Origin of the sequence: Pseudomonas sp. KBN12P06040 (assembly GCF_037574965.1) — a bacterium.
Lineage (GTDB): Bacteria > Pseudomonadota > Gammaproteobacteria > Pseudomonadales > Pseudomonadaceae > Pseudomonas > Pseudomonas aeruginosa.
On record NZ_JBBELS010000002.1, the window covers coordinates 376,380 to 388,234 of the forward strand.

General features: G+C 58.2%; 18 protein-coding genes. 11 read left to right on the forward strand and 7 right to left on the reverse strand.

What is annotated here, in order from left to right:
- Positions 1 to 44: 44 nt before the first annotated feature.
- Both merP and merT read right to left on the reverse strand, forming a co-directional pair.
- Entirely contained in the window at positions 45 to 320 is a 276-nt protein-coding gene (gene merP / locus VQ067_RS32705) for a mercury resistance system periplasmic binding protein MerP (protein ID WP_003131987.1), read from the reverse strand.
- A 12-nt stretch (positions 321 to 332) separates the two neighbouring features.
- Positions 333 to 683 (reverse strand): mercuric ion transporter MerT, encoded by a 351-nt coding sequence (gene merT, locus VQ067_RS32710; protein WP_003131974.1) that lies wholly within the window; start codon positions 681 to 683, stop codon positions 333 to 335.
- A 71-nt stretch (positions 684 to 754) separates the two neighbouring features.
- On the opposite strand from merT, the gene VQ067_RS32715 reads away from it, so the two are divergent.
- The 3 genes from VQ067_RS32715 (at position 755) to VQ067_RS32720 (ending at position 1,935) form a co-directional block, all read left to right on the forward strand.
- A complete protein-coding gene (locus tag VQ067_RS32715) occupies positions 755 to 1,189 on the forward strand; it encodes a mercury resistance transcriptional regulator MerR (RefSeq protein WP_003131969.1) in 435 nt (144 codons plus the stop codon).
- A gap of 162 nt (positions 1,190 to 1,351) precedes the next feature.
- Positions 1,352 to 1,570: an MbcA/ParS/Xre antitoxin family protein gene (locus tag VQ067_RS33570; RefSeq protein WP_169311285.1), complete on the forward strand. Its 219-nt coding sequence runs from the start codon at positions 1,352 to 1,354 to the stop codon at positions 1,568 to 1,570.
- 44 nt (positions 1,571 to 1,614) lie between these two features.
- Entirely contained in the window at positions 1,615 to 1,935 is a 321-nt protein-coding gene (locus VQ067_RS32720; RefSeq protein WP_003124104.1) for a hypothetical protein, read from the forward strand.
- Between the two features lie 185 nt (positions 1,936 to 2,120).
- Here VQ067_RS32720 and VQ067_RS32725 read toward each other — a convergent pair whose 3' ends face one another.
- Genes VQ067_RS32725 through VQ067_RS32735 form a run of 3 tightly spaced genes read right to left on the reverse strand, consistent with a single transcriptional unit; the run spans position 2,121 to position 4,262 of the window.
- The gene (locus VQ067_RS32725) at positions 2,121 to 2,600 is read right to left on the reverse strand and encodes a hypothetical protein (protein WP_003124105.1); all 480 of its coding nucleotides are present in this window, start codon (positions 2,598 to 2,600) and stop codon (positions 2,121 to 2,123) included.
- Positions 2,581 to 3,225, reverse strand: a complete 645-nt coding sequence (locus tag VQ067_RS32730; protein WP_003131939.1) for a DUF6036 family nucleotidyltransferase — start codon at positions 3,223 to 3,225, stop codon at positions 2,581 to 2,583. The genes VQ067_RS32725 and VQ067_RS32730 overlap by 20 nt, the downstream gene beginning before the upstream one ends.
- 38 nt (positions 3,226 to 3,263) lie before the next feature.
- On the reverse strand, positions 3,264 to 4,262 hold the full coding sequence (locus VQ067_RS32735) for a DNA-binding protein (protein ID WP_023911060.1): 999 nt from the start codon (positions 4,260 to 4,262) through the stop codon (positions 3,264 to 3,266).
- A 179-nt stretch (positions 4,263 to 4,441) separates the two neighbouring features.
- On the opposite strand from VQ067_RS32735, the gene VQ067_RS32740 reads away from it, so the two are divergent.
- The 3 genes from VQ067_RS32740 to VQ067_RS32750 are packed head-to-tail and all read left to right on the forward strand — an operon-like array spanning position 4,442 to position 7,528.
- Positions 4,442 to 5,413 carry a site-specific integrase gene (locus tag VQ067_RS32740; RefSeq protein WP_003131935.1) on the forward strand — a complete coding sequence of 324 codons (972 nt, stop codon included), beginning with the start codon at positions 4,442 to 4,444 and terminating at the stop codon, positions 5,411 to 5,413.
- Positions 5,414 to 5,442: 29 nt separating this feature from the next.
- Entirely contained in the window at positions 5,443 to 6,186 is a 744-nt protein-coding gene (locus VQ067_RS32745; RefSeq protein ID WP_003131934.1) for a phage Gp37/Gp68 family protein, read from the forward strand.
- A gap of 22 nt (positions 6,187 to 6,208) precedes the next feature.
- A complete protein-coding gene (locus VQ067_RS32750; RefSeq protein WP_003131931.1) occupies positions 6,209 to 7,528 on the forward strand; it encodes a three-Cys-motif partner protein TcmP in 1,320 nt (439 codons plus the stop codon).
- A 189-nt stretch (positions 7,529 to 7,717) separates the two neighbouring features.
- Here VQ067_RS32750 and VQ067_RS32755 read toward each other — a convergent pair whose 3' ends face one another.
- Complete coding sequence (locus VQ067_RS32755) at positions 7,718 to 7,936, reverse strand: GDCCVxC domain-containing (seleno)protein (RefSeq protein ID WP_021702875.1); 219 nt, start codon at positions 7,934 to 7,936, stop codon at positions 7,718 to 7,720.
- A 504-nt stretch (positions 7,937 to 8,440) separates the two neighbouring features.
- Between VQ067_RS32755 and VQ067_RS32760 the strand changes: the two genes are divergently transcribed.
- From VQ067_RS32760 to VQ067_RS32780, 5 genes are all read left to right on the forward strand, one after another.
- Positions 8,441 to 8,770 (forward strand): hypothetical protein, encoded by a 330-nt coding sequence (locus VQ067_RS32760; protein ID WP_125896094.1) that lies wholly within the window; start codon positions 8,441 to 8,443, stop codon positions 8,768 to 8,770.
- Between the two features lie 161 nt (positions 8,771 to 8,931).
- Positions 8,932 to 9,261 carry a DUF2790 domain-containing protein gene (locus VQ067_RS32765; protein WP_071543060.1) on the forward strand — a complete coding sequence of 110 codons (330 nt, stop codon included), beginning with the start codon at positions 8,932 to 8,934 and terminating at the stop codon, positions 9,259 to 9,261.
- A gap of 35 nt (positions 9,262 to 9,296) precedes the next feature.
- Entirely contained in the window at positions 9,297 to 9,581 is a 285-nt protein-coding gene (locus tag VQ067_RS32770) for a hypothetical protein (protein ID WP_003131929.1), read from the forward strand.
- Entirely contained in the window at positions 9,574 to 9,849 is a 276-nt protein-coding gene (locus VQ067_RS32775) for a hypothetical protein (RefSeq protein ID WP_021702871.1), read from the forward strand. The genes VQ067_RS32770 and VQ067_RS32775 overlap by 8 nt, the downstream gene beginning before the upstream one ends.
- Positions 9,850 to 10,005: 156 nt before the next feature.
- Positions 10,006 to 10,668: a methyltransferase family protein gene (locus tag VQ067_RS32780; RefSeq protein ID WP_058198918.1), complete on the forward strand. Its 663-nt coding sequence runs from the start codon at positions 10,006 to 10,008 to the stop codon at positions 10,666 to 10,668.
- A gap of 94 nt (positions 10,669 to 10,762) precedes the next feature.
- On the opposite strand, the gene VQ067_RS32785 is transcribed toward VQ067_RS32780, so the two are convergent.
- Entirely contained in the window at positions 10,763 to 11,668 is a 906-nt protein-coding gene (locus VQ067_RS32785; RefSeq protein ID WP_031275450.1) for a F510_1955 family glycosylhydrolase, read from the reverse strand.
- Between the last annotated feature and the right edge of the window lie 187 nt (positions 11,669 to 11,855).

The following is an 11,855-nucleotide window of genomic DNA, read 5'->3' on the forward strand; positions in this document are numbered from 1 at the left end:
CCAGACAATGACGTCCGTTGTGCTGCGGTGCCGTTTTCAGTGACTCACTGCTTGACGCTGGACGGATAGCCCGCGTCTGCGGTTGCCTTGGTCAGCTTCTGCACGCTGGTCTTGGCATCGTCGAAGGTGACGACCGCTTGGCGTGTCTCGAAAGTCACGTCAACTTTGCTGACGCCTTCGACCTTGGAAATCGCCTTCTTGACAGTGATCGGGCAGGCGGAGCAGGTCATGCCCGGTACGGACAGCGTGACGGTCTGGGTGGCGGCCCAGACGGGGGCAACAACGGCGGCGAGGGCGAGGGAGGCAAACAGTTTCTTCATGGTGAACTCCGATCAGTAGAAAAATGGCATGACGTAGGGAAATCCGAGCGCGACCAGAACCAGCGCGGCCACGATCCAGAAAATGAGCTTGTAAGTAGCTCGCACTTGGGGAATCGCGCAGACCTCACCCGGTTTGCAGGCCGCTGCCTGCCGGTAGATGCGCCGCCAGGCGAAGAACAACGCCACCAGCGCCACGCCGATAAAGATGGGGCGATAGGGTTCCAACACCGCCAAGTTGCCGATCCAAGCGCCGCTGAACCCCAAGGCGATCAGAACCAACGGCCCGAGGCAGCAAGCCGAGGCGAGGATGGCGGCAAGCCCTCCAGTGAAGAGCGCGCCGCGCCCGGTTTTTGGTTCAGACATGCGCTTGTCCTTTCGAATTGAAATTGGATAGCGTAACCTTACTTCCGTACTCATGTACGGAGTCAAGCGATATGGAAAACAATTTGGAGAACCTGACCATTGGCGTTTTCGCCAAGGCGGCCGGGGTCAATGTGGAGACCATCCGTTTCTATCAGCGCAAGGGCTTGTTGCTGGAGCCTGACAAGCCCTATGGCAGCATCCGCCGCTATGGCGAGGCGGATGTAACGCGGGTGCGCTTCGTGAAATCAGCCCAGCGGCTGGGCTTCAGCCTGGATGAGATCGCCGAGCTGCTGCGGCTGGAGGATGGCACCCATTGCGAGGAAGCCAGCAGTCTGGCCGAGCACAAGCTCAAGGACGTGCGCGAGAAAATGGCTGACCTGGCGCGCATGGAGGCCGTGCTGTCTGAGTTGGTGTGCGCCTGCCATGCGCGAAGGGGGAACGTTTCCTGCCCGCTGATCGCGTCACTACAGGGTGGAGCAAGCTTGGCAGGTTCGGCTATGCCTTAGCGTGCTTTATTTTCCGTTTTCTGAGACGACCCCCACTACCGCTTGCATGTGGCGGTACTGACGGGTCTGCCTGCTTCGTTGGTCTCTGATCTGGCCCAGGCGCTTGGGCGATCGCCCGTCCAGATAGCGGAATGGGTCGGAGTATCCTCCCTCAGTGCGGCAATGTCTTTGCAGGCAAGTGAGGTTTTCTGTCGCCTTGTTGAGACTCTCGATGCGCTACTGGAGCTGTACGAAGGGGACCTAGAAGGTGCACTCCGCTGGCTAACGGCACCGAATGTGGTGTTGGCCAATGAGAGGCCGGTCGAACTGTTGGCAACAGAAGCTGGTACGCGCGCCGTGCAGCAGGCTATTCATGCGATTGAATATGGCCTGCCAGTGTGACCCTTATCGGAGTTCTGGAGCAGTGAAGCGATTCTAAGGTTTGGATGGCCACCGCCCGCCCGCAGCTGGAGGTACTGACCATGGAGCATACCAATACTCCACCGCCTGAAACGGTCATAGACATCACTTGTGATGTCTGCTGCCAGAGCATTCGCGCAGAAGGCTATGGCCAACAGTTTGGAACCCTTCAGGCAAACTGGGGGCATGGTTCCAAGCACGACGGTGAGCGTTATGAGGTTCGGCTGTGCGAAGTCTGCTTCTTCAGAACCCTGAGCCATCTTCGCCGCAAGCGCATGGTCAACACCATGTTTGATGAGGAGCCCGATACCGCTCAGGATGAGTTCGGCCTGCTGCGAATTAAGTAGGCCGATCTGGAGTTGGCAAAGGCACTGGGGTGTCGGTATCAAGGCTCTGGGCCCAGGTCTCGACCAATGCGTGATCGATCACCAAACCCTCGCTCACATCAGCTAATGCCTCGTGTGTTAGATCAGCGAATCTTCGGTCGTCATTCGAGTTGGCCATTCCGCGTCCATTTTGCCGTGCCCGGCTGCTAGCCGATGGGCGCTGGCTCTGAATAGCCCGTCTTCACGCCCTGAGTGGCGGCGTAATGGCGGGTTTGGAAAGCCAGAACATCCTGCATCTGCTTGCTGACGTCTTCTTCCAGCCCCCACTCATAGGCCAGCTTGTCGAGCTTGTAGCGAGAGACCAACTGGGTCGCCCGCGGCGAGCGTTCTGCCGGTTTCAGGTTCGACCAGCTGCTGACAAAGCCTTTTAGGCGCGCGGCTTTGTCCGTTGATACACAGGGAAAGCGACGCAGCAGGTCGACCAGATAGAGGGCACGCAGCTTCTGTTCAGGCTGGCGCAGCTTGCCCGCCACTTCACGCTGCAATACCGGCACGAGGTCGCGCTCTTCGTACCACAACTGCTTGGCGAGCTCCACGAGAGCATCGGACGCAACTTGGCTAAGGCGCTGCTGAGTGACAGTCTCCAGGAGCGCGCCAAAGCTTTGTTTACGATCCAGACGTGGCATCTCGCCGATCCTCCAGGTACTTCGCTGTGACCAGTTTCAGGCAGCCTAGCATTGCGCTTCGGTTGCCCACAGCATAATCGATTGCCTCTGTTGCCAGTGTAACAAACTGGCCGACATCGACACGGCCGCATTCGATGAGCTGTTCGATATCAGATTGATCGTTTTCCGTAAAGCGGCCGAGCTTGGATATTGCCAGATCCACGCCGGCAGCAACGAAAACATGCAGCGGCTGCTCACCCTCGAAACCCTGCATGGGGATGGCACGCTCACGGTAGTCCTCGTGCAATGGCCCGAGGGCATTGGTGTAGTTCTGATCCAAGTACACCTGCAAGTCGCGGCCGTCGCTGTCCTCATAACCCTCTGGCGGTGTATAGACGGCCATGATCTCTTCCTTACGCAGCACACGGGCCGCCTCGATCTCCGCATCGATGTCCGCACTACCACGCGCATGGGTGAGCAGGTGCACCGCGCAGCCGCCGAAGATGAAGACCTTGAGCGAGCCTGGCGGATTGCCATTCAGTAGCGGCAAGGCCCGGGCGAACAGATTACCAATGGCCTGGCCCAGCGGCGTAGTCAAGCGGACAGGTTCCGCAGCCCCCTCACTGGCAGTCTCAAGTAGTGTCATCTTCACCTCCACTCAGCGCATAGGCTCAGTGTGCCGGTTCATGGGCTACGTGCGCCATCGCTGTTCGCAAGCGGCGCCCCGAGTAGCTTCAGCTGTGCAGTGGCTTCGATCAGGCGCTCCTGCAGGCCTTGCGCCTGTTGCGTCTGGATCGCGGAGGCTTCACCCAGCCGGGACACCTCCTCATGCAATGTGCGACAACGCTGTTCCAGGGTTTCATTCAAGCGCTCGGCGCCGGTCAGCGTGTTTTGCAAGGCCTCCAGGGCCTGAGCTTTCTGTGCCAGTAGCTGTTGCTGCGCATGCTGCTCTTTTTGCAACTGCCGCGCTTCTGCGAGCAGGCGCGCATTGTCGCGGTTCAGTTGGGTCAACTCGTCCTGTTTGACGATCAGGGTCTGCTGCAATTGCCGTAGCTCTAGTTGCAGTTGCTGCATCTGCGACTCGTGTCGACGTTGTTCCTGCTCACGCTGCTCCTTGCTGGCTTGGCGGTAGTGCTCCAAGGCGTCACGTGCGTGCTGATGCTTTTCCTCTAGCGAGCGAATCTGCCCATCGCGGTCTTGCAGGCGCTCCTCCAGGTCGCGGTTGGCCTGCAACAGGCGGGCATTCTCGACCTCGCCCTGTTGGCGTCGCTGCTGCTCCTGCTGTAGCGCGTGCTGGACAACCTGGAGCTGTTCTGTGAGCCCGCTGCACTGACTTTCCAATTGCTGGATTCGGCTTTCGGCCAGCCGCGCTTGGTTCTGGAAATCAAGCCGGTCATGTGCCAGTTGTTCGCGCTCCTGGGCCACGGCCGCCTGCGCATCTTCCTTTAACTGATCTGCCAGTTGGCCGACCAGATTGGCCAGCTGTTCGCTGAGCGGGATCGAGGCCGTATCTCGGCCGCGCTCGGCGTCTTCGAGCTCTTTCAGGTAGCGGTGAATGGTGGTTTTCGAGCCGGTATTGCCAAGTTCGACCCTTACCGCGTCGATGCTGGGGTTCTCGCCCCGCGCCAGAATTGCCTGCCGCGCCTTCTGAACCAGTGCCTTGTTGATGCCGCCGCGGGCCATGATCTGCTCCTACGATTTCGTATTAGATTACATACTATGTATTTACATACTATATTTAATTGATGTAAAGCGCGTTTAAAGCAAATAAATCAGATAAAATAATGGAGCATTATTTAATCAGATGGCAAAAACGGTCGCTTGACAACCGTTTTCCAGTACACAAAGGGCAATCTCGGGCGATGAAGGATGTCGGTCGCTATCTGCAAGCCGGTACGCGGGAAAACACTCGCCGCAGCTACCAATCGGCCATCGAGCACTTCGAAGTGACTTGGTGCGGCTTCCTGCCCGCCACCAGCGACAGCATCGTGCGCTACCTGGTGGACTACGCCGACACCCTAAGCCTTAGCACGCTCAAACAGCGCCTGGCCGCCCTGGCCCAGTGGCATATCGCCCAGGGCTTTCCTGATCCGACCAAGACGCCCACGGTGCGACAGGTGCTCAAAGGCATCCGCACATTGCATCCGGCGCAAACGAAGCAGGCTGCACCGTTGCAGTTGCAACACCTGGAGCAGGCGGTTCACTGGCTGAATCAGGAAGCCGAACGGGCTCGGCAGTCCGGAAACTTGACAAGCCTGCTGCGCAGTCGGCGCGATGCGGCGCTGCTGCTGATCGGCTTCTGGCGCGGCTTTCGCAGCGACGAACTCTGTCGACTGCAGGTCGAGCATATCCAGGCCGAGGCCGGTGCTGGCATGAGCCTGTTCCTGCCGCAGAGCAAGGGTGACCGGGAAAACCTCGGCACGACCCATTACGCACCGGCCCTGAAACGCCTCTGCCCGGTACAGGCCTATCTCGACTGGATCAGTGTTGCCGGCATCACCCGCGGCGCAGTGTTCCGCCGGCTGGATCGCTGGGGGCGGCTGAGCGACGAGGCCTTGCATCCTGGCAGCCTGATCAGCTTGTTACGGCACATCCTACAGCGCGCCGGGATACCGGCTGAGCTGTACACCAGCCATTCGCTGCGCCGTGGCTTCGCCACCTGGGCCACGGCCAACGGCTGGGATCTCAAGGCGCTGATGACCTACGTGGGTTGGAAGGACATCAAGTCGGCCATGCGCTACATCGACCCCGCCATCTCCTTTGGCGGCCTGGCGGCGAAACCCGCCCTTGAACTGATTACTGGCACTTTGACGCAACTGCCAGCTTCTCACTAACATCGACGCACGACAGGAGTGAAGGTGCAATGAGTACGCAGACCAGCATCGAATGGACGGAAATGACCTGGAACCCGGTGGTGGGCTGCACCAAGGTATCGCCGGGTTGCAAACACTGCTATGCCGAGAACATGGCCCACCGCCTGCAAGCCATGGGCACGCCGGGTTACGAGAACGGTTTCCGCCTGAGCCTGCGGCCGGAAAAGCTTCAGGAACCGCTGCAGCGCAAGAAACCGACCATCTACTTTGTCAACTCGATGTCCGACCTGTTCCACGAGCAGGTGCCGGACGAGTACATCGACCAGGTGTTCGAGGTGATTCGCCAGGCGTCTCAACACACCTTCCAGATTCTCACCAAGCGTGCCGAGCGCTTGGCCGACTACTTCAGCCAGCGGACTCCGCCCGTGAACGCCTGGCTGGGAGTATCGGTCGAGGACAAAGCCTATGGCGTGCCGCGCATAGACTGCCTGCGCCGCATAGACGCAACAATCCGCTTCCTCTCGGCCGAACCCTTGCTGGAGGATCTGGGCGAGTTGGATTTGACCGACATCCACTGGGTCATCGTTGGCGGTGAGTCGGGTGGCAAGGCGCGTCCCATGAAGGAGGAATGGGTCGACAACATTCATCGCCAGTGCGATGAATTCGGTTCGGCCTTCTTCTTCAAACAATGGGGCGGTTGGGGAGCCGATGGCGTTAAACGCTCGAAGAAAGCCAACGGCCGGCTCCTGAATGGCCAAACCTGGGATGAGATCCCGCTGCTCAACCTCGCCTGATCACCACGACAAGGACTACTCGATGGCCAAGGATGACGAAAAATACCGGTGGGATTGGGCGAGCCAGACTTTTCCAACCATCGACCCGCACAGCAAGATCAAACACCAGATCATCGATGAGTACATTCAGACTTACATTGATGTCCTGATGCGCAATCAGCAGATGCCTGCGCTGGGCCTGTCGGTCGTCGATGGCTTTAGTGGCGGTGGTATCTACAACGATGACGCGGGTGGCAAGCACTTCGGATCGCCGGTGATCGCCCTGGAGGCAATTCAAGAATCCGAAGTTCGCAATAACCTTGGCCGTATTAAACCCCGTCCCATCCGCTCCCAGCATTATTTTGTCGATGTGAAGAAAGACAACATCGACTGTCTGCACGCCGTCCTGGCCAGCCGAGGCCACAGCCAGCGCTTCGGCCGCGATGTACACCTGCATACCGCCGAGTTCACCCAGGCGTTACCGGCGATCGCCCACAACCTCAAATCGTTCGGCATGAGCGAGCGGGTTCTGTTTCTGCTGGATCAGTACGGCTACAGCGACGTGCCGTTCTCCAAGATCAAATGGATCTTTCAGAACATAGCCAATGCCGAGGTGCTGCTGACCTTCAATGTCGACTTCCTGGTGGCCTATCTCTCCGACCGCCAGGCCAATCGAAAGGCCATCTCCAATATCGACTTGGAACGGCATATCCCATGGGACATGCTTAAGCACCTGAAGGCGCATAACCCGCGCGATTGGCAGTACCTGATTCAACGCTGCCTATCCGACGGGATCAAGGAGGAAACCGGCGCACCGTTCATGACCATCTTTTTCATCCGCCCCGTGGGCGCCAACCCCATGGCGTACTGGTTCATCCACTTGGCGAAGAGCTACCGCGCCAATGACGTGATGAAGAAGATCCACTGGAAGTACGGCAACAACTTCTCCCACATGCTGTCTCCCTCATGCTTCTTTGGCTATGACGCCAATCGCGACATCAAGGTGACGGATCAGCAAGAGCTGATATTCGAGGAGGAGCATCAGTTCGATATCGTCACGGATACCCGCATCCGAGGTGAACTGTCGGAGTTGCTGCCCAAGCAGGTTTACGAGGTTGAACAGCAATCGTTTGGAAGCCTAATGAGTGGGCTTGCCAATTACACGATGGCGGACGAGTCACGGGTGAAGCAGGCTCTGGATATTGCAGTCTCCAATGGTGATCTCCTCGCCGTGGACAAGGACGGTAAGAAAAAACGCCGCAAGGGCAGCAGTATCAAGATAACCGATACCCTAGTGGCCCCACCCCAGCGGCCCTTTTTCTTTCTGCCACCGCCTCCGAAAGCGAAGGTGGATGAGTCTTGAGACCGAGCAACGGCATGAAACTTGGGGCTTACCCGGTACTGGAAGAGGATGTGGCCCGGCTGTCGCCGCTGATCTACGAACACATCAACATACTCGGTCGGTATGTCCTTTGCGGTACCGGAAGAGGTCGCCCGCGGCGAGCTGCGTCCGCTGCGCAACCCTGACTACGACCTGTAATCCACCCGAGCTCTACGGGCAACACCCACGCAGCTGCTGCTGGATCGGCGGCCACTTCACCGAGCCGAACGAACAGAACACGCAGCATTCCCCCGGATTGGGGCGCAGCAGCGCCTTGCAGTTGCTGCACTCGTAATAGAACTGGCAGGCGTCCGCGGGCATGGTTTCCGGCTTGGCGAAGCCGCAGAGCGGGCAGGTCGCCGTGAGCTCGTTGTCGCCGGTGAGCAGCACCGTGCGCAGACCATCTTGCGCTGCGCACTGACCGCCTCGACAGCATCCGCCCGCAGTGTGTCGCCGAGAGCAAGCACGCCCGTCGAGGGCTACTGCGATGACCGTTCGGCCTACCTCCTCCAGCGTGCGAATGCGATATATACGCTTCATAAAAATGGGCATATAGGTTCCAAAAGGCCTGATGCTCGAAACCTCGCAGAGGTGCCGGCAACCTTCAGCGTCATATAACGTGCCTCTGAGCCGGGTCCACCTCATCCACCATCTCCCGGAATGTCTGATCAGCGCTTGACCTTGCCACCATGGTAAGGATTACGCTACTACTGAAGTCTAGTGATCGGCACACAAGCCTCGCATTTGAATGTGGCCCATCAGCTCCTTCGCATCATTCGTCACAGGACGGATTTTGAACTAACGTAAGAACCAGTAACTAAGCTGCTCCTCTGAATTGAGGAAATGATAATTGTGATGACTCGAAGACGGGATAGAACGCTAATCAAGCTGCTCATGGCGCTGCTTCTGTTTATGGGGGCAGCCCATGGCAGCACCCAGGAATTCAACCCTGGGTCGGCGAGTTCATCCCTCAATTGCTTGGTCATGCAAGGAATGCAGACTGAGACCGACACGCAAGTAGGCGGTTTGTGTCCTTACATGGATGATCAAATGTCCTGCTCGATCAGTTGCGCTGCCTCTTATACTGGAGCAGTAACAAGCATTGTCGACTCATCGCCCGTCAACACTTCGCCGCAACACGATTATTACACCTCCCTCCTTGGCCGCATGGCCGTCGCTCCCGATCCTTTTCCTCCTAAGCAGACTGTTCTGATCAATCTCTGAAGCTGTATCTGAAGCTATTCGTTGACGTCCGCTGGGCGTCTGTTTAGACGAAAAAATTTGGATATGGTCGCCGACATTTTGATTGTTGTTCATGCCGACAAGCATGCGGAAGCAATTCCCTGAATCGCCAGGGACCGCTATCCGCTTGAGGAGAGTGCCCAATGAAAAAACTGAAACTTTTGCTTGTGCCTGTATCGATACGCACAAGACGAGCCACAGCTCTACTCGCTGCAGTGGCGCTGCTCGTGGCTGGAGGTATGGCTCATGCCGCTCAGGAACAAGCCATACAAGGGGTACAGGGCGATATTCAGCAGATCCCGGTCGAGACCTACCACTACGGGATGAAGCTGGATATTGCCCGGGTCTTGTCCATCAGCGATACGAGCCAGGAGTGCGGCGTTGTGCCTTCGATCATGCGGTACGAAGACAGCAGCGGAGCCCCACGGGCCTTGGAGTATCAGATTTATGGCGGCGGTTGTTCTGATAATTGAGCGGATGCGCCTGAACCAACCTTGAGGACTACACCATGATCAAGAACACGACGCTTTACCTAAAAGGCTTGTTGCAGCACCACCCACTGATTGCGGGACTTGCGGTTGCCGTAGCGTTCACTCTGCTGTTTAACCTGGGCGGCCTGTTTGCTGTAGCCACCCTGCCTGTTCTGCTTTCTGTTCTGCCGTGCCTGGTGATGGTCTGGCTCTGCATGAAGAGCATGGGTGGCGAGACCTGCAAACAAGAAGTTCCAGAGCAATCATCGCTAACCCGAATGAACGAAACCACTGTTGTCGATCAGGAGAACCGCCATGCGTAACGCCCTTATCTATACCGCCGCACTTGCCTCCGCAATAACGTTTGGTACGGCTTCCGTTGCTATTGCCGAGGCGTCCAAGGATACCGCCAAGAGCGGTTCCGAGATGATGATGGGAGAAGGCATGCACATGATGGACGGCAATAAAATGCCAATGATGGGAATGATGCAGGAGATGAATTCAATGATGAAGAACTGCAACGAAATGATGGAAAACATGAACAAGCAGATGAGTAAGGAGGCGGGTCAAGGCGACAGCAAGGCGCAGTAAAGAGCTCGTTGCTTGCCACCCCCTCTAAAAGCCTCCGGCGTAGAGGGGAATAAGTGAATGGCGCCGGGTACGGCACCGTCAGCGGTGTCGATACCCGGACGCTTCGAGATTTTCGCTACACAGTTCCACTGCCGATCGATAGGAAGGAGCCTGACCATGAATGACTTCGCCATGCACTACGGGCACTGGGGCTGGGTGCTGGTGATGGTATTGATTGCCTCCTGGCTTCTCTACCGCTTTGCCGCCCCACGCAGCTGGCGTGAGTGGACGGGCGCCGGCCTGGTGCAAGCGTTCATCATCGCGTTATACGCCGAGATGTATGGCTTCCCGTTGACCATCTATCTGCTGACGGGGTTTCTGGGCATCGATCTTCCTCTGACGGGCTATTCCGGGCATCTCTGGGCCACCTTGCTGGGCTACGGCAGCCTCGGCGCCACGCTGGAAATGCTGCTGGGCGGAGTATTCATCGTCATTGGTCTGATGCTGTTGATCCGCGGCTGGGTTCAGGTCTACTACGCCAGCCTGGAGGGCCAGTTGGCCACCCAAGGCGTCTACAGTCTGGTCCGTCACCCGCAGTACACAGGGATCATGCTGGCCGTTTTCGGTCAGATCATCCATTGGCCAACGATCATCACCTTGCTGTTGTTTCCGGTGATCGTCTTTGCCTATGTTCACCTGGCCAGGCGGGAAGAATCAGTGTTGACGGCGCGGTTCGGCGAGGCCTATCAAGCCTATCGCCGGCACCTACCGATGTTCTTTCCACGCCAGCAGGAGTGGGGGCGGTTTCTCCACGCACTGTTCTTTCCCCATCCCAAATAGCCGGATGCTGCGGAAAACTTCGTCCCACCTCTGCGCGGGACAACCATGCCGCGTCGCCCCGGCCTTCCTTGCTTGCCTTTGAGCCGCGGCTGCATCACTCCAGAGTCTGACCGGCTTTGGCGATCGCGCTCCAGGTCGTGCCGGCGTCCTTTGATAGATAGACGTCACGTTTGAAGGTCGCCGTCGCCCATTCCTTTGGCTGGACTGGGTTCTGTGCAAGATAGGCGATAGCGTCCTCATCCAGCTCAGGCACGCCGAGCGGGGTAATCTCGCGCGTCTTCAGATCCAGCCTGGATAGCTTGGCCGCGTCGCCGTAGCTACCGAACCATAGGCTGCTGCCATCAAGACTGAAGGTGACGCTCACTACCTGTTCGCCTTCGACGACCGCCCTGAAGCGTTGACCCGCATCGCGCGACAGGTACAGGCCCGCTCCGGTCGCCACCGCGACCAGCCGGTGGTCGCTCGGATGCACCGCCAGTGCGGTCGGCGCCTCGCCAATTCCCTGCGCGGATGCGCGCTGCCAATTGGCTCCATCGTTGCGGCTGTAATACAAGCCCGGGACGCTCATCCGCGAATTCGGACGGGTGTTGTAGACATATAGGGTTGCGCTATCGTAACCGCTGGCCAGCAGGTGGAAGTCCGACTCGCCTTGTAGGCCCAGTTGCTGCCACGTGCGCCCTCCATCGCTGCTCTTGATCACTCCGAACGGATTGACCAGACCGCTGCCGCGGGCTGGGTGGCCGCTGCTGTAGATCGCCTGGCGCGTCACCGAATAGCCCATATAGTCGTGTGCAGGTCCGGGTGCCTTGCTCCAGCGCCCTTGGCTATAGACGGCCAGGCCGTGGTGACTGGGAATGGACAGCTGTTGACCATCCGGGCTGAACGCCAGTCCGTGTACATGTTCTAGGGTGACCGCTGCATCGCCGCAGGCGGCGACAATGGTGACGGCGGCTAGCAGCCCGAGTCTAGCTGCGCCGCGTAGTAGGAATATCAGAGCCATCATCGCGTCTCCAAGTGAGGGCCATCTGTGCCAAGGCCTCTTTCGAAAAAAGAGGCGCCTGATCCAGGCGCCTAGGGCCAACCTCCAAACCAAAGGAGCAACGGGAGGATGGCAGCACAGTTACCCATGGTTGAGTCAAATCACTGATCCGAAAGACTGGCCCGGCGAAAGGATATAGCTCACCGGA